This window comes from Roseovarius sp. W115 (genome assembly GCF_032842945.2).
GTDB lineage: Bacteria > Pseudomonadota > Alphaproteobacteria > Rhodobacterales > Rhodobacteraceae > Roseovarius > Roseovarius rhodophyticola.
In genome coordinates this window covers 1,110,550-1,135,007 of sequence record NZ_CP146606.1, presented here as the reverse complement: position 1 = coordinate 1,135,007, position 24,458 = coordinate 1,110,550, and the positions used below count along the sequence as shown (strand labels likewise).

Sequence of the window (24,458 nt, the reverse complement as noted above, 5' to 3'; positions counted from 1 at the left end):
ATGAGAGATATCCAGATTCCCAATGACTGGGACCGCAAGGGCCTGCCTGGTTGGTGCTACCATAGCGCCGAATTGCTGGAGCTTGAAAAGGAAGAGCTGTTCAAGACCCATTGGCAAATTGCCTGTCACGTATCGGATGTCCCAAATTCGGGCGATTTCCAGACATTTGATGTTTGCGGGGAGCGCGCGATCATCCTGCGGGATACCGAAGGCAATGTGTGCGCGTTTCAGAACGTGTGTCGCCATCGCGGCTCTCGTCTGGTGGCCGAAGACAGTGGAAACTGTCCCAGTGCCATGATCTGTCCCTTCCATGGCTGGGTCTACAATCTTGATGGTACATTGCGCGGTGCCGCGCGGCCCGATTCCTACCCGCCGCTCGACAAGCATGAGTTTGCCTTGCGCAGCCTGGATATGGAGATTTGGAACGGGTTCATTTTCATCCGCTTCAAGCCGGGACCTCAGCCATCGGTGGCCGAGTTGTTGCAACCTTTTGCCGAAGAAGCGGCAGGGTATCGGATGGCGGATCATGTGCCAACGGACGCCATCTGGACCGAAGAGACCCCGGTCAACTGGAAATCCATCCGCGACGTCGACAACGAGGGCTATCACGTGGCCATGGCGCATCCGGCACTTCAGGATCTCTATGGCACAACCTACTACGACGAACCCTATGTCGATGGAGTGAGCCGCACCGAAGGTCTCTATACGCCCACCAAAGGGCGGCGCTGGGCCGTTCGAAACTACAAGAAGATGTCCAAGCCACAGGACTTCTTACCTGAAGATTTGCACCGCAAATGGCTCTACTATGGTCTTTTCCCAAATGCCGTCATCGCCGCGACCCCAGAGACCGTATTGTTTTATCAAGAGTTCCCAACTTCGGTGAATTCTTCGGTCATTCGGTCTGCCACCTATCGTCACGCAAACGAAGACCGCCAACAGCGCGCCGCGCGCTACTTGGCCAGCCGGATCGACCGGGAAACTGTCGACGAAGATATTCAACTCACTATCTGGTCAAACGAATCCATGGCGTCAGAGTTCTTTGAGGGATTCTACCTGTCTGATCTGGAATACGGCGTGCGCACGCATCACGACCACCTGCGTGCTGTGCTTCCAATTTACAATATCGAAGAGGCACCCGCCGAGGATCAGGTTCGGAAGGTCAATGCATCCATGGCGACCCAAAGCACCTCATGATATCCGAAGACCCTGATCCGGCCCAACTGCAGCAGCAAAAAACCTGCTTGAGTCACCCGTTGGTCAACGCGGGTCAGGTGCTGCGCGCTATGGGGCTGCGATGTTTTTCTATCAGGAAAAAATGATGTCGGCCGAGTTGCTCGAAATTTACCGAAGATGCTGCAAGTTCGATCATGAAGACCCCGTTGATCTGGCTGCGTTTGAAGGTATCCCAAACGCGTTGCTGTTGGATCAATAGGCTGCCGGTCATGAGTGGATTGCCAACAGAAACGGATGTGATTGTTGTCGGCGCGGGTGTCGCGGGTCTGTCGGCGGCAAGCGCGCTGCGCGCGCGCGGGGTTCAGGTCGTCGTTCTGGAAGCCGCGGACCATACAGGCGGACGCTGTGTCACGGACTCAACTCTGGTGTCGCAACCCTTCGACAAAGGCGCGTCCTGGCTGCATTCCGCACAGATCAACCCGCTGGCGCGCATAGGCGAACGGATGGATGTGGAGTTCCACAAATCCCCCTGGGCCTGGCGATGGGTCCATGCAGAGGGGCATGCGCTCAACCACGCCGAAGTCGAAGACTACAACACCTATCAAGACACAATGTGGGACGTCATCAATCAAGCGGGGGCCACGCAGAAGGACTGCGCCGTCGCTTCTGTGCTTCCCGATAGCCCGTGGCGCGAAACAGCCAAGCATTTTGTGGAGCAGATGCAAGGCGGTGATGCTGATGCGGTCTCAATTCACGATGTCGCGCAATACAGTGATTCCGAGGGAGATTGGTTGGTTGGCGGTGGATTGGGCGCTTTTGTGCAAAGCCTGTTTGCTGATGTGCCGGTGCATTTGGCCTGCCCGGTCAGTAAGATCGACACATCCGGTCCTGGCGTCAAAGCTGTCACACCCAAAGGTACGGTATCGGCCAACCACCTTGTCCTGACAGTCTCCACTGGTGTTTTGGCGGCAGAGACCATTTCGTTTACCCCGGCTTTGCCTGTGAGCAAGCTGCAAGCTGTCGAAAACCTGCCCATGGGGTTGTTAAACAAGATCGCGCTGGATTTTGATCCAAGCTGGACGAAAGCGCATCAAGGTCAGATTGCCGACTATCACACCAGTGGTGACGCGTATTGCACGACACTTTTTGGGTTTTACGACACCAGCGTCGCCGTTGGTTTCGTCGCTGGACGATTTGCGGATCAATTGGAGCAGCAGGGATCAGGGGCTGCCACCGAATTTTGCCTGCAAGGCCTGTCAGCCATTTTTGGCAACGATGTTCGAAAACACATTCGCAAAACAGCTGAGACCGCGTGGCGGAGCAACCCGCTAACTCTGGGATCCTATAGCTATGCCCGCCCCGGAGGTGCGAAGGCGCGCAGGGTGTTAGCGGAGCCCGTGGACAACAAACTGTTCTTTGCGGGCGAAGCAACGGCTTCGGATGCCTATGCCACTGTGCACGGCGCCTTCAAAAGCGGTCAAAGAGCGGCGCACGAGGTATTGAGCCAACAAGCGAAATCCAAAGCATAGATGCCCTCTCGGAACGCCGTGCAATCAGTGGCGTGAACTTGCGGCTTAGAGTTACACAAATAACAAAACGGCCCGCATTGAAGCGGGCCGCTTGAAAAACGTCTGAGCAGCTTGGCCTCAGATCCGCAGGAAGGGTTGCGCGATGCGCGGGATCAGACTGCGGAAGCGAAGGGGCGCATCGGTCGCAGCCAGACAAATGCAATCCTGGCTGATATCCGCAATCGGTGTGTGATCCACCTCTTCATTGGCAATTTCAATATCACCTGCACCGAAGTGATCCACTTCGTCAGAAAAAGCACCTTGCAGAACAAGTGTTAGCTCTGTTCCTCGGTGACCGTGATCCGGCACTGCCGCACCTGCAGGGATGAATAGCAAACGTGCTGTCGCATCCTTGGAAGTCGGCAGGATGGCTTGCTTTACGCCCATTCCCACGGACCGCCATTTCACAGCTTCAAGATCGCCACCAACATAGTCCTGAATAGGCTTAGGCAACACACCTTTCGCGCGAATGACAGATTTTGACGCCGCTTGCATCGGAGCAGACTGGATTTTGGCAAGTGTGGCCTCAAAACTGTCGTCAGCCAAACTCACGTCCGTGTCTGCCTCCATCAATGCGCCACCGACTGTGTCAAACGCACCAAGACGAGCGCGGCATTCATCACACATGGAGATATGCGCAGCTACGGTCAGGCTGAATGCCTCGGGAAGTGTTCCCGCCGAATAGGCCATCAGCAAAGCGTCGCTCAAATGATGTTTAATCATATCGTTCACCAAACTCTCAAGTCATGGCGTGGCGCAACCGATCAAGCGCCAGCCGAATTCTCGATTTGATCGTACCCAGAGGCAAACCTGTCTGTTCCGCGATCTCGCTGTGACTCAGGTCGCCGAAATAGGCTTTTTCGATCAGCTCCTTTTGTTTTGCCGGGAGCGATGCAATCGCCTCTCCCAACTTTTCACTCTCCTGCTGCAGCGCCAGAGCGTCTGCCTGGTCGGGTTCCTCGCTAGGTCCCCATGGCAAGTCCTCGGGCTCGGGACGCCGCTGTTTGCGAAGCGCGTCAATCTTACGATTCCGCGCTATCGTAAAAATCCAGGTCGCCGCACTTGCGCGGGTTGGATCAAAAAGATGGGCCTTGTTCCACAAAGTGGCCATGACCTCTTGCGTACACTCCTCCGCCAGCGATGGATCGGCTCCAGAGCGCATCAAGAATGCTTTGACCCGAGGCGCGAAGTGATCAAAGAGCGCTTTGAACGCAGCCCTATCCTGATTGTCGCGCACCTTGGCGATGTTGATCGACCAATCGGTACCATCCTGATTGCTCTGTTGCGTCACCGTCTTTGCACCCCTACGCCCACGCGCTTTTGGCTCGGTTCGTTCCTTAGATTTAAGGACCGTGCGATCACTTGCCGCGCGTCGGGCAGGAATGGCTTCAACAGTTTGAACATCACTGAACATGCAGAGCATACGTGCCACATTCTGGCTCGGATCAGATTTTTGCTAAATTTCTTTGTCATCCGTTTTGGGTTTTTGTGCGTAAACCAGCCTAGACACAAGAAAACACAGGTTGAAGACAGAATGCCATTCGAAAATACAGCGCCTGCGCGTAAGAAAATTGCTATAATCGGTGCGGGGATCACCGGGCTTGGGGCTGCATGGCGCCTTTCGGATGTTCATGATGTTACGCTCTACGAAGCCGAGCCACGATTGGGCGGGCATGCGCGTACCATTATGGCCGGTAAGAACGGTGATCAGCCAGTGGATACCGGCTTCATCGTGTTCAACTACGCCAATTATCCTAACTTGGCGCAGCTCTTTGAAGAGCTTGACGTGCCGGTGGCCAAGTCAACAATGAGTTTTGGCGCTTCAGTACGCGGCGGCAGGATGGAATACGGTCTTGACGGCGCGCCCGCTTTCTTCGCTCAAAAGCGCAACGCTGTAAGTCCGAAGTTCTGGGGTATGCTGCGAGATATCTTTCGGTTCAATGCCAAGGCCACGCAACTGGCTGCCGCCAACGAGGATCTTACCATAGGTGAATTCCTGGACCGTTTGGGTATGGGGGTGTGGTTTCGAAACTACTATCTTTTGCCGCTCACCGGCGCGATCTGGTCAACGCCTACCGAAAAGATCCTCGACTTCCCTGCGCATGCAATGATCCGGTTCATGGAGAACCATGCGCTTCTCAACTACTCCGGCCAGCATCAGTGGTACACTGTAGCCGGAGGATCCCGCTCTTATGTAGACCGTTTGGAGGCGGCACTCCTTGGGCGCGGTGTCCGTCTGCGGCTCGGAGCGCCAATTTCAGGTGTGCGTCGCAAGACAACCTGCGTAGAGCTTCGTGCCGAAGGGGCAGAATGGGAGCTCTACGATCATGTGATTTTTGCCACGCATGGTGATGATTCCCTGAAGATGCTCTCCGATGCGTCACCGCAAGAACAAGCAGCCTTGGGTGCGGTGAAGTATCAGGCCAACGATGTGGTGCTGCATTGCGATACATCTGTTATGCCCAAGCGGCGTGCGGTCTGGTCGTCTTGGAACTACGCCGAGGCTCCGGCGCGGCGCGCGGGGCAGATTGATATCACGTATTGGATGAACAGCCTGCAGCCCATTCCAATGGATGATCTGCATTTTGTCACGCTGAACTCAGAGCGTCCAATCCGCGAAGAGCTGATCTATGACCAAACAGTGCTGCGCCATCCGGTCTACGACCTGGAGATGTTGCAGGCGCAGGATAAAGTTCGGGCCTTCAACGGCGCGCAAAACACATGGTTCTGCGGGGCCTGGATGCGCAATGGATTTCATGAGGATGGGCTGGCCACAGGTCTGGAGGTTGCCGATGCTATCTTGGCGCAAGACACAATGGTGGTGGCCGCTGAATGAGCAGGGTCGACCATATCGCGGGCCATACCTGGCATGGGCGCAAAGGCGGGATTGAGAACGCCTTTCGCTACAGCATTGATTATGTGCTGCTGGATGCAGAGGCACCTGTGCGCTCGACCTGGGCCTTTGGGCGCAACAGTTCGGGGCTATTCTCTTTGCGGGATTGCGACCACGGCGGTGCGCCGAAAGAGGGCCGCGGTGCGGCATGGGTGCGCGACGTACTCGCAGCACATGATTTGGACAGCCCGGCACGTATTGAGATTCTCGCCCAACCCCGTGTGATGGGGCATATCTTTAACCCGGTCTCGTTCTGGCTTTGTTATGATGCTCAGGACGCGCTGCGCGTGGTGATTGCAGAAGTCAGCAACACCTATGGCGACCGGCATTCATACCTCTGCCTGCGCGACGATCATGGCCCCATCGGGCCTGAGGATCGGCTGACCGCGGCCAAGATTTTTCACGTCTCTCCGTTTCAGGAAATCTCGGGCGGCTATCAGTTCCGATTCGATATTCGGCCTGACCGGTTGGGCATCTTCATTGACCATACCGCTGGCAATGGCGGGGTGACGGCCACGCTGGTGGGCAACCGCAAACCTCTTGGCACGCCAGGTGTCTTGCGCGCGCTCCTGCGTCGTCCGTTTGGGTCGCGGCGGGTGCTGGCGCTTATTCACTGGCAGGCGCTGAAGCTGTGGTGGAAAGGCGCGCGCTTCCGCAATCGCCCTGAGCCGCCGACGCAAGAGGTCAGCAGATGACACTTGCACCCTCACCACGCCTTCCGGCCTTTGCTCTGTTCGGAGCAATGCTGGCAGTTGCAGGGCTGCCGCTTTACATGCATGCGCCGAAGTTTTTCGTGGACCAGTATGGCGTGTCCCTTGCCGCCTTGGGTGCGGTGCTGTTCGGGCTGAGGCTCTTTGACGTGGTGCAGGATCCGCTCTTGGGCAAGCTGGCTGCGAAACTGCGCGCGCACCGCGGCACTTCGGTTGCCTTGGCTGTTGGGACTATGGCGATTGGCATGGTTGGGATGTTCGCCGTCACAGCGCCGATTGCGCCGCTTTGGTGGTTCGCGATCATGCTCACACTGGTGTTCACCGCGTTCAGTTACCTGACCATTTGCTTTTATGCGCAGGGTGTGGCGGTGGCCTCTGGCATTGGAGAGCAAGGCCACCTGAAGCTCGCGCGCTGGCGTGAAACCGGTGCGCTTCTCGGGATTTGCGCCGCCGCCGCTTCGCCGGTTTTACTGGGTGGCTACACCGGATTTGCCCTCGCCTTCGTTATTCTTGCGATCACAGCTATCTGGGCTATGGGTCGCGAATGGCAGGGTGCTGATGTACCACAATCCGGGCTTGGCGTTGTGCTGAGCGACCCGGTAGCACGTCGGCTGCTTCTGGTGGCTTTGGCCAATTCTGCGCCCGTAGCGGTAAGTTCAACGCTTTTCCTGTTCTTCGTTGAAGACCGGTTGGGTCTGCCAGGTTGGGAAGGACCATTCCTTTTGCTCTTCTTCCTCTTTGCCGCTTTTGCTGCTCCATTCTGGAGCAGAGCCGCAGAGCGTTTCGGCACACGGCCCGTTCTGATCTTTGGCATGATCCTGTCGATTGCAGCCTTCGCCTATGCACTGATGCTGGGAACTGGTGACTTGGTGCCATTTGCTGTGATCTGCGCGGCGTCGGGCATCGCGTTGGGTGCAGATATGACGCTGCTTCCCGCGCTCTTCGCAAAGCGCATGGAAGAGATTTCGCCAGGGGCCGCTGAAGGGTTCAGCCTTTGGTCCTTTGTCAGCAAGATGACTTTGGCTATCGCGGCTGTCGCGCTTTTACCGCTTCTGGAAACATCCGGCTACGTGCCAGGGCAAGTCAACGATCAGGCAGCGCTCTGGACGTTGTCACTTCTCTACGGGGCGGTGCCCTGTGTTTTGAAACTCGTCGCGATTGCGCTGTTGGTGAGCACGCCTTCTGCCGCAATTCAAACCCCTTCAACCCCCTTGAACAAAAGGAGGCTTACGTGATGTCTGCACTGTATATCGGGATCGGTGCCAGTCTGATCCTAATCCTAGTCTACTTTAAGAAACGATTTGCCAGTTTCTCTGCGCAAAAACTGGATGATTATGAGGGAACCGGTCCTGAGATGGACCTGCGCACACATCTGAATGGTCCAATCCGCTGTGAGGGTATCATCTATGGCCCGCTGGGTCGGGTGACGTCACGCTTTTCAGCGGATTTTCATGCCAACTGGAACGGCAACAAGGGCGTGATGCAAGAGCATTTCCGCTATGACAGTGGCAACACGCAAGACCGCGAATGGCGGCTTGAGCTTGGCAATGACGGATCTATCAAGGCGGATGCCGATGACTTGGTGGGTGAGGGCACAGGTCAGCAGTCCGGCTCAAGCGTAAAGCTCAACTACAACATCCGCCTGCCGAAAGAGGCAGGTGGTCACGTTCTGAATGTGGTAGACTGGATGTATCTGACGCCAGGCGGCACAATTGTGAACCGCAGTCAGTTCCGTAAATTCGGCATCAAGGTCGCAGAGCTGGTGGCGACAATGCAAAGGTTAGACGCGGCGTGACAGAGTTAAGCGGCAAACGGTATTGGCTGGTCGGGGCAAGTGAGGGTCTTGGCGCTGCGTTGGCTGCGAAACTGAGTGCAGTGGGGGCAGACGTTGTTCTGTCGGCCCGAAATGCCGAGCGTCTGGCCGAAGTGGCCGCAGGTCTGCCACGCCCAGCCGATATTGTGCCGGTGGATATCGCCGATGATGCCAGTGTCGCAGAGGCGGCCAAGGCCGTGGGCGACATTGACGGTGTGGTTCTTTTGGCCGGTGTGTACTGGCCCATGCCAGCAACGGAATGGAAGCCGGAAGACGCCGTCAAAATGGCGGACATCAATTTCACGGGGTTCATTCGCGTGCTAGGTCACGTCGTGCCGCAGATGGTGGAAAAAGACGCAGGCCACATCGTGATCACCGGGTCCCTCTCTGGCTTTCGCGGGTTGCCCGGGGCCATTGGCTATGGAGCTTCCAAGGCCGGGGTGATGTCCTTGGCTGAAAGCATGCGCGCGGATTTACGAAAAACCGGCGTGCGTGTGCAACTGGCCAATCCCGGCTTCATCAAAACGCGTCTCACAGACAGAAACGAGTTCAAAATGCCGTTTCTTATGACGCCAGAAGAAGCGGCACAGGAGATGCTCGAACTGATGTTCGATGAGGATGCATTTGACCGGCATTTCCCCCGCGTCTTCTCCTGGGTGTTCCGTTTGTCACGTTTCATGCCCAACTGGCTCTACTACCGCCTATTTGCGTGAGATCAAAGACGCGCCCACCGTTTCCGACGAATCTGTTATAAGGAGTCGCGGAACGGGAGGGCCGTCCATGCTTGACATCAGTACACATAAAATAGCGCAAATCATTCTCATGTCGCGCGAGTTGGATCGCGCGGAAGGAGAGCTTCGCGCCTTTATCGAGGGTCTGACCGAAGAGGAGCAGATCAGTCTTGTGGCCGTGATGTGGATCGGTAGAGGTAGCTTTGGGCCTGATGAACTGGGCGAAGCGTTGCAGACAGCCTCTTCAGAGGCGTCCACTCCGACAGCGGACTACATGCTAGGGACACCACACATGTCGGATCATCTGGAAAACGGTCTGGATGAGCTGGGCATCTCCGTTGTCGATGACGAAGATGATCTTGTGCGCGGTGGCTGAGGCCTTGGCGCACTAACCTACATTTTGTAAAGAGCGGCGGTGACATTGAAAGGATCGATCCTTGCCGCGTTTCTCTGCAAATCTTGGATTTCTCTGGACTGAGCTTGCGCTGCCCGATGCTATTCGGGCCGCTGCTGGCGTCGGGTTCGACGCGGTGGAATGTCATTGGCCATATGACACTGATGCGGGAGATGTTTGCGCGGCTTTGCGCGAAACCGGATTGCCGCTGCTGGGCTTGAACACGCGGCGCGGGGATGTGGATGCCGGTGACAACGGATTGGCGGCCTTGCCGGGTCGCGAGGCAGAGGCGCGTGCGGCGATTGATGAGGCGTTTGATTATGCTGATGCCGTGAACGCCGGAGCGGTGCATGTCATGGCCGGTATCGCGGACGGCGCAGACGCGCGGCAGGCTTTTGTAAGCAATCTGCGCTATAGCGTGTCACGTGCCGGAGCGCGCATGGTGCTGGTTGAGCCGCTCAACGCGTTTGATGCGCCGGGGTATTTCCTCAACACGACGCAGCAGGCCTGTGAGATTATAAAAGAGATCAATGCACCTAACCTGAAGCTCATGTTTGATTGCTATCATGTGGGCCGAACCGAAGGAGACGTGGTCGGGCAGCTCCATGCATGTCTTGATCATATTGGCCATATTCAGTTTGCCTCTGTCCCGGATCGGGGCCATCCCTCAGGTGGTAGGCTTGATTACCAGCGCGTTTTTGCAGCCATTGATGCGCTTGGCTGGAAGCGGCCTTTGGGGGCGGAGTATCGTCCGAATGGCCCAACCGAAGGCTCGCTGGGCTGGATGAGCCCGGACAAGTAACCAAATTTTGTTCGCTTACCCCTCAGACCGGCCCTGACAAAACGTCCTGAACTGCCTATCTTTTGGGAAAACCAGTCGCTGGGAGAAAGCGCAATGACCGATCAGTCTCGTTCTTCGTTGATGACGCGCCGTGCCGTGCTTGGCTTGGGTGCTTTGGGCGCGGTCGGCGTGGCTGCAGGCGGATGGGTGATGCTGTCTCGCCCCAGCTTTGCGGGGCAGGCTTTGAGCGTAAGCGAGGCGCACAAGTCGGCGACGGGCGGTCAGATTTTTTGATCGACATCCGGCGACCGGATGAGTGGCAAAAAACGGGTGTCGGCGAAGGCGCACATCCCATTGATATGCGGCGCAAGGATTTCGTTGCGGCGCTGGATGAAGTGACGGGCGGCGACAAGGCCGCTCCTGTGGCCCTCATTTGCGCGCGCGGGGTGCGATCAGCGCGGCTCAGCAACCGTTTGACGGAGGCGGGTTACTCCAACATCATCGATGTTCCGGAAGGGATGCTTGGATCACCTGCGGGCCCCGGATGGATAAAGTCCGGTTTGCCTTTGCGTGAGTTCGAAGGCTGAAACCGGTGCGCGTAACTTTAACGAGCGCAGCCGTGGCGTTTACAATGGCGGCGGGCACTTCCCACGCCTCGTGCGGTCCTGAACCGGTGGCCTGCGAAATTCAAAGTGGCACTTATCACATCAAACTGCCCGAAACGCCGGGTGATGACATGCCAGTGGTGGTGTTCCTGCATGGCTTCGGTGGCAGCGGGCAGGGTGCGATATCGCGGGACATCATGGTCGAACCGCTACGCGCGCGCGGCTACGCGGTGATTGCCCCCAATGGGGTTCCGCGCGCCGAAGGCCGTCCGGCGAGCTGGACATTCTATCCCGGTTGGCCGGGGCGTGATGAAAGGGCGTTTCTTAAAGATGTGGTGTCCGATGCCGCAGACCGGTTTGGCACGAGTGCGGACACTGTTTTGCTCTCTGGCTTTTCCGCTGGTGGTTTCATGGTGAACTACCTGGCCTGCGACGCTCCGGATACCTTTAGTGCCTATGCACCCGTTTCAGGCGGGTTCTGGCGTCCGCATCCTGTGGAGTGCAATGGCCCCGTCAAGCTCTTGCATACCCATGGCTGGGCGGATGGCACGGTGCCGTTGGAAGGGCGCAAGCTGGCTGGTGGGCGGTTCCAGCAGGGCGATATCTTCGCCGGGCTAGAGATTTGGCGTGCGGCGAATGAATGCAGCGATGAAAAGCCTACAGGTTTTGGCAAAACCGGCAATTTCATGCGCCGTGTTTGGGGCAACTGTGCCGATGGAGGCGCGCTGGAAATGGCGCTTTTCCCCGGAGGGCACACGGTGCCCGAAGGATGGGCTGATCTGGCGCTCGATTGGTTCGAAGGGTTGAACTAAACCTTATTCAGCCGCGGTAGGCTGGGCGTCACCATCCAGAGTGGATTTCAGTTCTTTGCGGTAGTGCCGGGCCGCACGTGTCACTTGCGGTTCGCGCCACATCTCGCGCGTGCCCATCAGCTTGGAGACAAGGCCGCGAAGGGACACGCCACTGAGTGCTGAAAGTGGAACGGCCAATGCCAGGCTTACGGCGATGGGCAGAAGCCACAGCGACACAAGCCCCGCCGCCATGCCAGCAATCAGAGCGATGCCACTAACCGTTTCAAGCGCGTGGCAGATGATGAGTGTTCGCAGACCGTAGCGCCCGCCATCGCGAAGCTGCGGTGTCCAACCTTTCTGAATGCCAAACATGGTGCGAAAGACGGCGATCATCTGTTGCACCATTAGGATCGGGGCATAAGCTACGGACAGGATCAATTCCGAGAAAAACGACAGCACGAAGCGGCCCGGCCCGCCATAATCGGCAAATCGCGTACGGGTGAGCGGAATGGCGATGATGCCCATGAGTTTTGGGGCAAGCAGCAGCGAGTACATCAGCGCGATTATCAGCACATGTCGCCCTTCGGTCATCTCTGGCCAGGTGGGCATCAGCGGGTTGTCCGGTGAGAAATAGGTGAGCACTGAGGCATCACCGCCCTGACCCATCAGCGCCCACATCACCAGCAGGGCAAACCAGATAGGCGACGCCAGATAGCTCATCGCTCCATGGAACATGTGAAAGCGTGAGGCCGGGCGCAGGCCGCGTGTGGACAGCAAGCGCAGGTGTTGCAGATTGCCCTGGCACCAACGGCGGTCGCGCAGGATATGGTCGATGAGTGTTGGCGGGGTTTCCTCGTAGGACCCGCGGATGCGGGGAGGACGCGAACACTCCACCCAGCGCGACGCAGAAGACCTGCTTCGACAAAATCATGGCTCATGATGAGTTTGCCTTCGCGTCCAGAAAGCGACCGCATCAGGGGCAGGCCCGCTGATGAGGCAAAAGCACGGGTGCGGATGATCGCATTGTGGCCCCAGTAGTTGCCCTCTTGACCAGTCCAGCGGGCAAGACCCTCAGAAAGCGCTGCGCCGTAGACACCATTGGCAAACTGTTGCATCCGCGAGAACACGGTCTGTGCGCCGATAAGCTGAGGACAGCTTTGAATAAGGCCCGCGCCGGGATCGCTTGCCATGGCATCTGAGAGACGCGCGATGGCGCGTCCGGTCATCAGGCTGTCTGCATCAAGAACCAGCATCGCAGGCCAGTCCGCGCCCCAGCGTGTGACCCAATCTGCAATGTTGCCCACCTTGCGACCTGTATTCATCTCGCGGCGGCGGTAGTAGATTTGCAGACCCGGCGACAATGTGGCCTGCAACGCAAGTACGCTGTCCTGTTCGGCCTGTGCAATCTCAGGGTCTTGCGTGTCGCTGAGAATGAACATGGCATACTCATGCCGCCCCCCATAGGCGCGCAGTTCTTCCAGCATTGAGCGCGCGTTGCCCAGCACATACCAGGGCACTTCATTATAGATCGGCATCAGGAGCGCAACTTTCAGGCGCTCGCTTGTCTGGGTGCGCGGTATGGTGCGTGTCAGCGAGCCAAGTCCGAGACCCACAGTGCTCACTGTCAGGCACAGCCAGAAGAAGTTGAACGCCATCAACGTCAACAGGATGCCCTCAACGGTATTGAGGCCATCCAAGCCAAACCAGCTCCACATAAACCAGCCGAAACCGAACGTCGCCAAAATAGCAGGAATGAAGACGATGGCACGCCACAACACCACGGTGTTTTCCGAAAGCTGTGCCGGTGCCTTGGGATCTTCGTAGAAAACATCGAAATTCTGCGCTGGCATGTCCAGCGGGGCTTCGGGCGGCATGATATGTAGATTGTGGCTCATTCTCACACCGTCCACCGATACAGCCACACCTCAGAGGCCATCTGACCATCTTTAAGCAACTGCGCTCGCAACTCGATATGCCGTCGCTCACCGGGATCAAAGTTGAAGGCAAGGCGTAGACCACCCGTGGCCGGGTTGCGTTGCAAGACGCCTTCGCTGGTCTCGACATGGGGCGAATAGGTATGAACCGTAAGCGCCTCTGGCCCGTCATCAAAGAGCGGGCTATCTTCAAAATCAATAACCACAAGACGACCGGGGCCAAACAAACGGCGTCCCATAGAGGTGTTGATCACCTTTGGTAGCCTTGGCTCGATCGGGGCATCTGCGCTCCATGTGAGCTTGTAAGAGAGGTCCACCTGTTGACCGGCAGGCATCGGTTCGGCTGGGCGCCAGTAGGCGACGATGTTGTCATAGATCTCTTCATCGGTAGGAATCTCGACCAGTGTCACAGTTCCCTTGCCCCAATCGCCCTTGGGTTCCACCCAAAGACCCGGACGGTTGTGATAGAGCGCCTCGAGATCGGCAAAATCCTCAAGCTCGCGCGCCCGTTGCATCAGGCCAAAACCGCGTGGATTGGTGTCCACAAAGCTCGAAATCTGAAGCTGTGTGGGGTTGGCCAGAGGGCGCCAGATGACCTCGCCATTGCCGTTCCACATCATTAACCCGTCATTGTCATGCACGGCAGGGCGGAAATCATCAAACCGGTTGCGATTGGTCTGGTCGAAAAGGAACATCGAGGTCAGCGGCCCAAGGCCCACATTGTCAAGCTCAACGCGCGGAAAGAGCGTTGCCTCGACCTCCATCACACAATCGGCTCCGGGTGTGATGTCAAACCGATAGGCGCCTGTCACGCTCGGGCTGTCCATGAGCGCATGCACGACCATGTTCTTTTGGTCTGATCCTGGCGCCTCTAACCAGAACTTAACGAAATCGGGGAACTCTTCACCTTCCGGTGCGCCGGTGCGAAGGGCCAGTCCGCGCCCCGAGAGGCCATAAGTCTGTCCAATGCCGATCGCCCGGAAATAACTGGCGCCCTGGAAGACACAGAATTCGGTTTTGTATTCCGGATGGCCTAAATTTGTCCGCAGGCGCAGACCGGAATAGCCGAGTGTCTCTGCGGTTTTGATCAGGTCGGGAACCAGTTTGCCTTTGTTGAAGTTGTCGAGTGTGAACGGCACTGCCGCGGCTACGTTGTTTTCAACCGAGTAAACCTTCGTGGCACGCGGGAAATAGAGGCCGGGTGCAAAGAAATCGACCTCATATGAGCGATCCGTACCGGCCCAAAGTGCGTTTTTACGCGGAAACCGAATGTCGCGATACTGGTCATATGTCAGGTTTTGCCAATCTTCCGGCACCATGTCGCGGGGTGTATAATCGCGTGTGGCCAGATCACGGGCCATATCGATCACCGCATCGCGTGAAAATTCGGCTGAACCCGTGGCGGCGCGCGATGGCAGGGGCAGCAGACCCGGAATCAGCGCCGATGCCGCTGCACCGCCAAGCAACGCGCGGCGTGTCACAGTCGCAGAGTTGGTCAATCGGCTCATGCCTGACCCCCTGCACCGCGCTTGGGCTTCCACGGTGAGGACTTGAACCAGCCCGCCACGTAGGCGCAGAGCACCAAAAGCGCAAAGCCCACGAGGTTCACAAACGTGTTGATCCACGGATCCCGTACGAACCGGTCATTCACAAGCGTTGACGTCTCATCAAGCCAGACCCCCAGTAAGCGCGCCAGCAGCATGGAAAAGACGAAGACCGCCAGCGATTGCTGGCCGACTTTCATGATGATGTTCTTGACCAGCCAATTCCAGACACGTCCCACCTTGAGATACTTGCCGCCTTCACCCACCAGTGCCCAGGCCAGATAGCCGAGCGACAGCATGTGGAGATAGCGGAAGATGCCGAAATCTGTCTTGCCGCGCAGTGGGGCCATATCCCGGAATGTCTGGCGCTGCCAGCTGCGGATATTGTCGTCCCACCATTCCGACTGCCAGCTGAAACTGCGCACGCCCACGGCTGAGAACACAAACGAAAAGAGCACAAAGGCCAGCGCGAGACCCACAAGCCATTTGTTGACCGGAGGACGAGGGATCCAACCAATCATGAGCGCAAAGCCTGTAAAGAAACAAAGCTGCCAGCCAAACGGGTTGAAGAACCATGGCCGGGTGTTCTGACCCTCGGCGAACCAGTACTGCGCCGGCAGTTGCAGAGGTGTGATGTCTTCGTCGGTGAACAGCTCGCCAATCTCCATGTTGGCAAAGCCCCAAAGCACCAAACAGGCACCCAGTGCCACATAGGGATGAATCTTCGCCAGCGCCATGACTACGGGGATCATGAGCAGGATCACCATGTACATGGGCAGAATGTCGAAGTAGTTCGGCACATAGGTCAGGGTCATCAGACCAACCAGGTTGCCTTCGATATTGTTCAGAAACGGCTTGAGGTTGAGCTGTCCGGTGTAATCCCGAAGCTCAAATCCAAGATGCGGCAGCGCCAGCAGCGTGGCCGTTGTGATGATGAAAAGCCCGATATGCGCCCAGTAGACCTGCCAGGTGCGGAAGGCGATGCGCGCTGACCCCATGCCCAGGCCCTGTGTTTGGAATAGTTTGCCAAAGGCGATGGCCGACGCCATGCCCGAGCAAAAGACGAACATCTCTGTGGCATCCGAAAAACCCCAGCGTGCCGGGATCCAGCGTGTCCAGAGATTGCCGGGCGTGTGCGCCAGCAGAATGATGAACATCGCGATGCCACGAAAGAAATCAAGGCGCGGATCGCGCACCGTCGCCTTGGGCAACGCCGGGGCTTCCGTACGTGCCGTGGTCGGTCCATAATCTGATGATGGCGAAATTGTCGCCATGGGCTTAGTCTTTCTTTTCAGCAGGCAGGCGTTTTAGGCGTTACTCGGCGGGAACAGAAGCGGCGCTGTAGTCTCCACGACCCGTGGCGATCAGAGTACGGCGGGCGGCGGTGTATCCATCCTCACGACCGGCGCGTTTGGTCTGGCGTTCATCCAGGATGGCTTCGGCCTGATCCAAGAGGCCAGCGCGAATTCCGGCGTCGATTGTCATGCGTTCGAACACATCGCGCTGAGCGTGACTGCCACCGGCGAGCTGCATCCCGCCTCGGGCTTGCGCCAGTTTGTGAAAAGCCTCGGTGTAGCGCGCTTCGCCAAAGGCTTCGAGCCCTTCGGCGGCGGCCACACCCGGATCGCTCATCCGGCTACCCATTTCGCAGTTCGATTTGGCGTCACGTGCAATACGCTGAAGCATTTTGGCTGTGGCATCCGGTTTGCGGTCACCCGTCAGCGCCAGCATGTAGTGCAGGTCGGCAAAGATCAAACAGCCATCTTCGGTGCGCGCAGCACTCAATTCAGCCAGCTCATCCCAGCGACGTCCGACATCCACGCCGTCGAGTTCTAACCGCATCAAGAGCGACGTGGCGTTGGAAATGTCGCGGTAGTCGTCGGTCTGATCCTTGCGAATTTCGGTGTCGTACAGGTCAAGGACTTGGTCCATTTGGCCCAGGTCGAGATGCATGAGCGCTTTGTGCCACCAGACGTGATAGCGGAAATTGTTGCAATGCGCCCAGGCACTTTCACGGCCCGACAACCATTCCAGACCCTTGCGGGCATTGGCTGTCATGTCATGCACATGCGCAACGGCATGCAGGCCCCAGGCATCATCGGGCGCCATCCAAAGCGCCTGACGCCCAGCGATTTCTGCCTTTTCGTACTCCCCGGTTTCCTCAAGAGCGAAAGAATGGCATCCAAGCAGATAACCGCGTCCTTTGTGGTCTGGGCCGTAGGCTGGCATGACGCGCTCAATAGACTCCCGCATCCCCGTGGCATCGCCCAACACAAAGCGGATCGCATGGCTCAGCTTCATGGCAAGCGCGTCTTCGGGGTGGTCGCGCAAGATGTCTTCAAGTTTAGCAATTGCACCGCTGGGTTGGCCATCCAGCCAGACGCCAAGCGCCTCGACATAACGTTGCTCGCGTGGGCTGATGTGCCCCTCGGCGGCGGCGGATTTTGCCTCTGCATATGCGTCATGAGCAGTCTGCAGCACTTCGCGGCGACCCAGCAGAATGTAGAACATACCCTTGACGGCGTGACCCAAAGCAAACCCTGGTTCGGCCTCAAGCACATCGCCAAGATGTTTCGGCGTCACAGCGGCATGCGCCAGAAAGGCCAACAACGTGTCGTTCCAGGCGTCCAGTGCGCGCGGGCTTGTCAAAGTGGTCGGTTGACCGAAAACATCAAACTGCATCTTTACTTCCATTTCTGTCGCGGTCAGGTCCGCTGTCTGTGATTAACAAAGACATAGGGTGAGCGCATACCGGTATCGGTGCGTCTAACGAATTGGTGAAGTCATGTGTGAGGTTTCGTTATCATAGTCGCGAAATATTGCCGAAAAACGCACGCGTTTAGGTAGAAAGCGTGAGAAACTTCAACAGTTTGCCGGATATCGGGTGCGATTTGCTATGGTAAAAAATGCTGCACTGCAACATGCGATTCGGAGAAATGGCTTAGAATCTGCCCAAGTGCAGGTGCTTAAATTCCAGCGCTGCGCTTAAATTTTAATCAACTTACGAAAGCCAACTCTACAGGCGACCGTCATATGCACCCGGTTCGATCTCTGCGGCAATGACTGTGAAACGGTCTGCGGCCATCGCGTCTTTTAGGGCCGACCGCAGTTCTGTGCGCGTCGTCACTGTATGCCCGTATCCTCCAAAAGCCCGACCCATAGCCGCAAAATCATGCCGCGCAAAATCCACGCCCTTGTTGGCAAGCTGCCTTTGGCGTTGTTTCAATTCGATCAGCGCAAGGCTGGCATCCACAAACACCAGAAAGATCGGGTTCACGCCCATTTCCGCCGCGGTGGCAAGTTCACCAGCCACCATGAGGAACCCCGCATCACCCGAAAAGCTGATGACCGGGCGACCCGGTTCTGCGAGTTTGAGTCCCATGGCCATCGGGACTGCACAGCCCATGGTGCAGAGCGCTGAGGATTGGATGAGGCCACGTGGTTCGTCGCAGCGCCACATCTGGCTTAGAAGGATGCGATGCGCACCACTATCGGCCGTGGCCAGCGTCGTCTTTGGCAGAACGGCGCGGGCCTCGGCGATGATGCCGGCGGGACCCCAGTCTTCGTCTTTTCGAAAGGCTTCGGAAAGAGCGTTTTGAACGGCCTGCGGTTCGCCGCCCGGCCAGGTCGCGCGGGTTGGCGTCGTGTTGGCCAGCATTTCCAGTGTTTCGCAGGTATCGGCGATAAAGTTCAGCGTTGCCTGATGCATGTAGTGGGTGTTGGGTGCCGCCGCGATGTCGATCACCATCTGCCGGGAAGGATCAAACGCGTCACGCCATCCTACGCGCATTTCGATCGGGTCGTACCCGATACACAACACCAGATCGGCCTGTGCCACGAGCGGAAGAAGATGCTTGTCAGCCAATGGCGAAAGCCCCGCACCACCCAAACAAAGCGGATGATCCTCTGGAAGAATGCCTTTGGCCTTGTAGGTGGTGATGAATGGGATGTTGAATTGCTCCAAAAAGGCACGCAGCACCGTTTGGGCATCGTCATAGAGAACATCCAGTCCAACAATCGCGACCGGGCGGTTGGTTTTGGCCAATGCCTCACGTGCTTTGGCAGCACCGCCGCCGCTCGGCGCAACTCTGCTGGCCGTAGGACGGTAAGGACGTGCGATATCGTTTGGCGCGGGCGCATCTGCCACGCTGATCGGAACATCGATATGCACCGGACCACAGCGCGGTTCGGTCGCAATCGCCACAGCCTTGTCAGCGATGATGCCAGCCCCTGCGGCGGTGAGGCGAAAGCTCTCCTTGGTGATCGGGCGCAGCACCTGTTGGTGGTCCAGCACCTGATGCGTATAGGTCAACGCTTCATCTGCATCGACACAGCCCGTCAACACGATCATCGGCACGCGGTCCTGCTCGGCATTCGCGATAACGTTGACGCCGTTCATTGCTCCGGGGCCGACCGTGGCCACCAGGATGGCCGGGGCTCCGTCGCGGTGATGGACGCCCTCGGCCATAAAGCCACCGGCGTTTTCGTGTTTGATCAGGTGGAAGGCGATGCCTGCCTTTTCCAGCGCATCCACCAACGTCAGCACTTCACCGCCCGGCATCCCGAACGCGTGGCGACAGCCCGCATCGTAGAGCCGCTCGGCCAAGACATCGGCGGCGCGTTTGGTCTTCGTGGTCATGCAAAGTCCTCGGACAGTCTGTTTGTCCCGACATTGCTGGGAATGTGGTTAGAGGCAAGTCTCTTCACGCCACTGTTATCCGCAAGTAGCTCTATTGTGTAGCCTCAGCCGCAATACTGGCAAAGATTGCGTCCAGCTCAGTCGCAAGAAGTGTCAGAGTGTCGCCACCGTCTTCGAGATAGGGGGCAAAAACAAAGCCGGGCCGCTTGTAAGAGAGGGTCGCGGTGCCATCTTCGTTCTCCGTGACATAAAGCCGGATAGGGGCTTCGATCATCGCAGCGGTCGATGTCGCGAGAACCTTGACCGCGAAATCGTTGTTAAACGCCCCGATGACCAGATTGCCGGGGATTTTGATGCCACGGCTGGCAGCAGCTTTGGTTGGCCCCGCCTGCGTGACGACGATAAGCCCATTGGACTTCACAGCCGCGCGTGTGTCGCTCACCAGATCGCCATAAGCCTTGGACGTCGGAAATACCTCGAACCCGGTTTGCGCTGACATATCTGCAGCAAGCGCGCGCCCGGCAAAAAGCATGACAAGCAGACATGACATCATCAATTTGGAAAGCATAGTGGTCCCCCGGAACATGTGTTTGAGGTCTATTACGTGATTTAGCCACCTGTTGAGGTCACATTTCGTTGTATGGCGCTCAATCGCCCATGCGAAACGAAAAAAGGCCCCAAATTGGGGCCTTTTTTTGGTTTGCCGGGGTCGATTAGCCCTTGGCGATCATCTCCGCCGATTTCACGATGACCTCAGCTTGCTTAATCGAGGCAATGTCAATCAGGCGGCCTTTGTACGTTGTGGCCCCAAGACCCTTGGCTTTGGCGTCCTCCATGGCGGCGAGAATTTCACGCGCCTCGTTGACCGATTCCTCGGATGGCGTGAAGATCGCATTACACGCGTCTACCTGATTTGGATGAATGGCCCATTTGCCCACCATACCCAGCGTCAGCGAACGCAGAGCCTGCGCTTTGAAGCCTTCGGGGTCTGAGAAGTCCCCAAACGGGCCGTCCACCGGCAAAAGACCATGTGTCCGGCAGGCCGCCACGATATTGGCCGTGGCCCAGTGCCATGGGTCGCCCCAGTAGTTCTCACCATTGCGGTGCATGTAGTAGTTTTCCTGCGTGCCGCCGATGCCGGTCGTCTGCATCCCCATATAGGCCGCGAAATCCGCCGCACCGAGGCTCATCGCCTGCATGCGCGGGCTGCCCTTGGCGATGTCCTCAACATGCGCGATGCCCATGGCCGTCTCAATGATGCACTCAAAGGCGAGCCGCTTCTTGTGACCCATCGCGATCTCAATCGAGCTGACCAGAGCGTCAACGGCATAGATGTCATCACCCGATCCAGCCTTGGGGATCATGATCATGTCCAGACGGCCGTTGGTCTGTTCCAGCAGATCAACAACGTCTTTATACCAATATTGAGTGTCGAGGCCGTTGATGCGCACGCTGAGCGTCTTGTTGCCCCAGTCAATGTCATTGATCGCTTCAATGGCATTTTTGCGGGCGATATCCTTGTCCGAAGGCGCAACCGCATCTTCGAGGTCCAGGTTGATCACGTCTGCTTTGGACGCTGCCATTTTCTCAAACAGGGCAGGGTTGGATGCCGGGCCAAATAGCTGACAGCGGTTGGGGCGGGCCGGTGCAGGCGGTTGTGGACGAAAACTCATTTTGAGACCTCTTTGTTTCAATCTTGCCGAAAGGCGCTGCGCGACAGCTATAAAATTGCGTGCAGGCGCGCAAGACGCTGTGGACATTTGGCGCTTTCCATCAGTTTGGGATTAATCCTTCGAATTTTATCCGCATATTTGATGAAAAATTCGAATAAATTTTCGAAATAAACGACATGCCGCCGTATATTCACGATGAAATCGCATGGCTTTCGAAGCAAACTGCCGCAAAATTGATTCCTGGGTAGGAGACGCGCCATGATTGAAACACCGTATCTTTTGTTCCTTGGGGACGCCCCTGACATGCTGGCAGCCAAAGTGGCCATTGGCATTCGCGATTGGCGTCCGGATCACGCCCTTGGGCAAATTCGGCTGCCCGGATGCGGTGCCGATCTTGGATTGAAGGACCTCACATTGGCCGAAGCCCAGGCTGCAGGTGCGAAAACGCTGGTCATTGGTGTGGCCAACCGCGGTGGCGTGATCAGTCAGGCCTGGAAAGAGGTGCTCATCGAGGCGCTTGAGATGGGGTACGACCTGGCTTCTGGACTGCATAACCTGTTGCGGGACGAGGGCGATCTGGTGGCGGCTGCACAGACCTATGGCGGCACGCTGCATGATGTGCGGGTGCCAACCGTGGGTTATCCCATTGCCAATGGGGTCAAGCGCAGCGGCAAACGCTGTCTCGCCGTGGGCACCGATTGCTCTGTCGGCAAAATGTACACCGCCATGGCGATGGAACGCGACATGGTTGCGCGCGGTATGAAGGCCACGTTCAGGGCGACCGGTCAGACGGGCATCCTCATTACCGGACATGGCGTTCCTTTGGATGCGGTGGTGGCGGACTTCATGGCGGGGTCTATCGAATACCTGACTCCAGACAATGAAGACGACCATTGGGATCTGATCGAAGGACAGGGGAGCCTTTTCCACGTCTCCTATTCCGGCGTGACCATGGCCTTGATCCATGGAGGTCAGCCTGATGCGCTGATCCTCTGTCACGAGCCAACCCGCGCGCATATGCGGGGCCTGCCGGATTACACCCTGCCGAGCCTGGAACGCCTGCGTGATACCGCGCTCCCGCTCGCGCAGGTGGCCAACCCGGCCTGTCAGGTGGTTGGCGTTTCGGTCAACACTCAGCATATGAGCGAAGCGGATGCCAAGGCCTATCTGACCGAGGTTGAAGCCAACCTTGGTCTTCCGGCCACTGATCCCTATCGCTTTGGGTCTGACAAGCTGGTGGATGCGCTGGCCGCGATGTAACTTGCCGCGTGCATGTGATCCCTGTCGGATGCCTCCGGCGGGGATATTTTGAGCAAAAAGAAAGGGCAGAGCCGTGCAGGTTTCCGTGACACGCGACGTGTTCAAATTGGCGCAGGTTTTTACCATCTCACGCGGCTCACGCACGGAGGCCAAGGTGCTTACCGTACGGATCGAAAAAGACGGCGTTGCGGGATTGGGCGAATGCGTGCCCTATGCGCGGTATGATGAAACGCTGGAGAGCGTGACAGCAGAGATCGAAGGCCTGCCTGCGGAGTTTGACCGTGCCGGTCTCTATGATTTGCTGCCAGCTGGAGCTGCGCGCAATGCTGTGGACTGCGCGCTGTGGGATCTGGAGGCCAAGGCGTCAGGTCGTCGCGTCTGGGAACTGGCCGGTCTGCCAAAGCCTGGACCAGAAATCACCGCCTACACGCTCTCGCTCGATACACCCGAAAAGATGCAGGCGCAGGCGGCAGAGCACGCGCATCGCCCTTTGCTGAAGATCAAGCTGGGCACACCTGATGACATGCCCCGGCTGGAGGCCGTGCGCGCCGGTGCCCCCAAGGCGCGCATTATCGTGGATGCCAATGAAGGTTGGAGTGCTGCGGTTTATGCCGATCTTGCGCCGCATCTGGTGCGTCTGGGCGTTGATCTCGTGGAACAACCTTTGCCTGCCGGAGAGGACGACGCGCTCATTGGTATGAAACGTCCCGTGCCGGTCTGCGCGGACGAGAGCTGCCATGACCGCGCCAGCCTGCCCATGCTGAAGGGCAAGTATGACGTGGTGAACATCAAGCTCGACAAAACCGGTGGCCTGACCGAGGCACTGGCGTTGAGAGATGCAGCACGCGCCGAAGGCTATGAGGTCATGGTCGGCTGCATGGTTGGCTCAAGCCTAGCCATGGCCCCCGCCACCCTGGTGGCACAAGGGGCGATGGTCACTGACCTTGACGGCCCGCTGCTTCTGGCCGAAGACCGGGAGACGCCTTTGATTTTCGACACCGCCGGGGTGCACCCGCCATCGGCAAAGCTATGGGGTTAAGCGCATGAGAACCGTTTACGTGAATGGAGACTACCTGCCCGAGGATGAAGCGAAGGTGTCGATCTTTGACCGCGCCTTTCTTATGGGCGATGGCGTCTATGAGGTGACGTCCGTTCTGGGCGGCAAGTTGATTGACTTTGACGGTCACCGCGCGCGTTTGGAACGCTCTCTGGATGAACTGGACATGCCGCATCCCTCAGTGATGGACGATCTTTTGGACATCCACCGCGAACTTGTGCGCGCAAATGAGATCACCGACGGTCTGGTTTACCTGCAGATCACCCGCGGCGCGCCGGGCGACCGGGACTTTGCCTTCCCGGATCGCGACACGCCGCCAACGGTGGTTCTGTTCACCCAAAACAAGCCAGGCCTGGCCGACAGCCCAGCCGCCAAGCAGGGCCTCAAGATCGTCAGCATCGAAGACCTCCGCTGGGGCCGTCGCGACATCAAGACAACGCAGCTTCTTTATCCGTCTATGGGCAAGATGATGGCCAAGAAAGCCGGCTGCGATGACGCCTGGATGGTGCAGGACGGGCATGTGACCGAAGGCACCTCAAACAACGCCTACATCGTCAAGGGCAACAAGATCATCACGCGCGCGCTGTCCAATGATATTCTGCATGGGATCACCCGTGCCGCCGTGCTGCGCTTTGCCAAAGAGGCGCAGATGCAGGTGGAAGAGCGCAATTTTACGATTGATGAGGCGAAAGAGGCCGACGAGGCCTTTGTCACATCGGCCAGCGCCTTTGTCATGCCCGTGGTCGAGATTGATGGCGCGTCCATTGGGACCGGCTCGCCGGGCGCTCTGGTTCCGCGCCTGCGCGAAATTTATCTGGAAGAAAGCCTGAAAGTCGCGATCTGAAAACTGTTGCCAGAAATATCCCTTGTGGCAGAGTGAACGCCGCAAGGG

At 57.7% G+C, this 24,458-nt stretch carries 23 protein-coding genes and 1 pseudogene; 15 read left to right on the top strand and 9 right to left on the bottom strand.

Annotated elements, in window-relative coordinates; all coding sequences use genetic code 11:
* Together RZS32_RS05825 and RZS32_RS05820 are read left to right on the top strand one after the other, a co-directional pair.
* Positions 1–1,194: an aromatic ring-hydroxylating oxygenase subunit alpha gene (locus tag RZS32_RS05825; protein ID WP_317056083.1), complete on the top strand. Its 1,194-nt coding sequence runs from the start codon at positions 1–3 to the stop codon at positions 1,192–1,194.
* A 248-nt stretch (positions 1,195–1,442) separates the two neighbouring features.
* Entirely contained in the window at positions 1,443–2,702 is a 1,260-nt protein-coding gene (locus RZS32_RS05820) for a flavin monoamine oxidase family protein (RefSeq protein WP_317056081.1), read from the top strand.
* A gap of 117 nt (positions 2,703–2,819) precedes the next feature.
* Here the strand turns inward: RZS32_RS05820 and RZS32_RS05815 are convergent, their stop codons facing one another.
* A complete protein-coding gene (locus RZS32_RS05815; protein ID WP_317056080.1) occupies positions 2,820–3,464 on the bottom strand; it encodes a ChrR family anti-sigma-E factor in 645 nt (214 codons plus the stop codon).
* A 16-nt stretch (positions 3,465–3,480) separates the two neighbouring features.
* Positions 3,481–4,032, bottom strand: a complete 552-nt coding sequence (locus RZS32_RS05810; RefSeq protein WP_317057848.1) for a sigma-70 family RNA polymerase sigma factor — start codon at positions 4,030–4,032, stop codon at positions 3,481–3,483.
* A gap of 243 nt (positions 4,033–4,275) precedes the next feature.
* Here RZS32_RS05810 and RZS32_RS05805 point away from each other — a divergent pair, with 243 nt between their 5' ends.
* The 10 genes from RZS32_RS05805 to RZS32_RS05760 all read left to right on the top strand — a co-directional run bounded on the left by RZS32_RS05805 (position 4,276) and on the right by RZS32_RS05760 (position 11,480).
* A complete protein-coding gene (locus tag RZS32_RS05805) occupies positions 4,276–5,577 on the top strand; it encodes an NAD(P)/FAD-dependent oxidoreductase (RefSeq protein WP_317056079.1) in 1,302 nt (433 codons plus the stop codon).
* The gene (locus RZS32_RS05800) at positions 5,574–6,329 is read left to right on the top strand and encodes a DUF1365 domain-containing protein (protein ID WP_317056078.1); all 756 of its coding nucleotides are present in this window, start codon (positions 5,574–5,576) and stop codon (positions 6,327–6,329) included. The genes RZS32_RS05805 and RZS32_RS05800 overlap by 4 nt, the downstream gene beginning before the upstream one ends.
* On the top strand, positions 6,326–7,579 hold the full coding sequence (locus RZS32_RS05795) for an MFS transporter (RefSeq protein WP_317056077.1): 1,254 nt from the start codon (positions 6,326–6,328) through the stop codon (positions 7,577–7,579). The genes RZS32_RS05800 and RZS32_RS05795 overlap by 4 nt, the downstream gene beginning before the upstream one ends.
* Positions 7,579–8,139, top strand: a complete 561-nt coding sequence (locus RZS32_RS05790; RefSeq protein WP_317056076.1) for a DUF3833 domain-containing protein — start codon at positions 7,579–7,581, stop codon at positions 8,137–8,139. The genes RZS32_RS05795 and RZS32_RS05790 overlap by 1 nt, the downstream gene beginning before the upstream one ends.
* The gene (locus tag RZS32_RS05785) at positions 8,136–8,870 is read left to right on the top strand and encodes an SDR family NAD(P)-dependent oxidoreductase (protein ID WP_317056075.1); all 735 of its coding nucleotides are present in this window, start codon (positions 8,136–8,138) and stop codon (positions 8,868–8,870) included. Before RZS32_RS05790 ends, RZS32_RS05785 begins: the two co-directional genes overlap by 4 nt.
* Before the next feature lie 67 nt (positions 8,871–8,937).
* Positions 8,938–9,264: a DUF3775 domain-containing protein gene (locus RZS32_RS05780; protein WP_317056074.1), complete on the top strand. Its 327-nt coding sequence runs from the start codon at positions 8,938–8,940 to the stop codon at positions 9,262–9,264.
* Between the two features lie 61 nt (positions 9,265–9,325).
* Positions 9,326–10,084, top strand: a complete 759-nt coding sequence (locus tag RZS32_RS05775) for a hydroxypyruvate isomerase family protein (protein ID WP_317056073.1) — start codon at positions 9,326–9,328, stop codon at positions 10,082–10,084.
* 93 nt (positions 10,085–10,177) lie between these two features.
* The gene (locus RZS32_RS05770) at positions 10,178–10,357 is read left to right on the top strand and encodes a hypothetical protein (protein WP_339106838.1); all 180 of its coding nucleotides are present in this window, start codon (positions 10,178–10,180) and stop codon (positions 10,355–10,357) included.
* Positions 10,354–10,650, top strand: a complete 297-nt coding sequence (locus RZS32_RS05765) for a rhodanese-like domain-containing protein (RefSeq protein ID WP_339106837.1) — start codon at positions 10,354–10,356, stop codon at positions 10,648–10,650. The genes RZS32_RS05770 and RZS32_RS05765 overlap by 4 nt, the downstream gene beginning before the upstream one ends.
* Before the next feature lie 32 nt (positions 10,651–10,682).
* A complete protein-coding gene (locus RZS32_RS05760) occupies positions 10,683–11,480 on the top strand; it encodes an alpha/beta hydrolase family esterase (protein ID WP_317056071.1) in 798 nt (265 codons plus the stop codon).
* Between the two features lie 3 nt (positions 11,481–11,483).
* Here RZS32_RS05760 and mdoH read toward each other — a convergent pair.
* From mdoH to RZS32_RS05725, 7 genes and pseudogenes are all read right to left on the bottom strand, one after another.
* Positions 11,484–13,354 (bottom strand): annotated as a pseudogene (gene mdoH / locus RZS32_RS05755) (glucans biosynthesis glucosyltransferase MdoH).
* A 2-nt stretch (positions 13,355–13,356) separates the two neighbouring features.
* Entirely contained in the window at positions 13,357–14,901 is a 1,545-nt protein-coding gene (locus RZS32_RS05750; RefSeq protein ID WP_317056069.1) for a glucan biosynthesis protein, read from the bottom strand.
* Positions 14,898–16,211, bottom strand: a complete 1,314-nt coding sequence (locus tag RZS32_RS05745; RefSeq protein WP_317056068.1) for an OpgC family protein — start codon at positions 16,209–16,211, stop codon at positions 14,898–14,900. The genes RZS32_RS05750 and RZS32_RS05745 overlap by 4 nt, the downstream gene beginning before the upstream one ends.
* 40 nt (positions 16,212–16,251) lie before the next feature.
* A complete protein-coding gene (locus RZS32_RS05740) occupies positions 16,252–17,619 on the bottom strand; it encodes a tetratricopeptide repeat protein (protein WP_317056067.1) in 1,368 nt (455 codons plus the stop codon).
* A 334-nt stretch (positions 17,620–17,953) separates the two neighbouring features.
* Complete coding sequence (locus RZS32_RS05735; RefSeq protein WP_317056066.1) at positions 17,954–19,576, bottom strand: thiamine pyrophosphate-binding protein; 1,623 nt, start codon at positions 19,574–19,576, stop codon at positions 17,954–17,956.
* A gap of 91 nt (positions 19,577–19,667) precedes the next feature.
* The gene (locus RZS32_RS05730) at positions 19,668–20,144 is read right to left on the bottom strand and encodes a DUF302 domain-containing protein (RefSeq protein WP_317056065.1); all 477 of its coding nucleotides are present in this window, start codon (positions 20,142–20,144) and stop codon (positions 19,668–19,670) included.
* Between the two features lie 145 nt (positions 20,145–20,289).
* Complete coding sequence (locus RZS32_RS05725; RefSeq protein WP_317056064.1) at positions 20,290–21,249, bottom strand: HpcH/HpaI aldolase/citrate lyase family protein; 960 nt, start codon at positions 21,247–21,249, stop codon at positions 20,290–20,292.
* A 258-nt stretch (positions 21,250–21,507) separates the two neighbouring features.
* On the opposite strand from RZS32_RS05725, the gene dgcN reads away from it, so the two are divergent.
* From dgcN to RZS32_RS05710, 3 genes are all read left to right on the top strand, one after another.
* Entirely contained in the window at positions 21,508–22,509 is a 1,002-nt protein-coding gene (dgcN, locus tag RZS32_RS05720; protein ID WP_317056063.1) for an N-acetyltransferase DgcN, read from the top strand.
* A 73-nt stretch (positions 22,510–22,582) separates the two neighbouring features.
* Complete coding sequence (dgcA, locus tag RZS32_RS05715) at positions 22,583–23,548, top strand: N-acetyl-D-Glu racemase DgcA (protein ID WP_317056062.1); 966 nt, start codon at positions 22,583–22,585, stop codon at positions 23,546–23,548.
* A 4-nt stretch (positions 23,549–23,552) separates the two neighbouring features.
* Complete coding sequence (locus tag RZS32_RS05710) at positions 23,553–24,410, top strand: D-amino-acid transaminase (RefSeq protein WP_317056061.1); 858 nt, start codon at positions 23,553–23,555, stop codon at positions 24,408–24,410.
* The last annotated feature ends 48 nt before the right edge of the window (positions 24,411–24,458 follow it).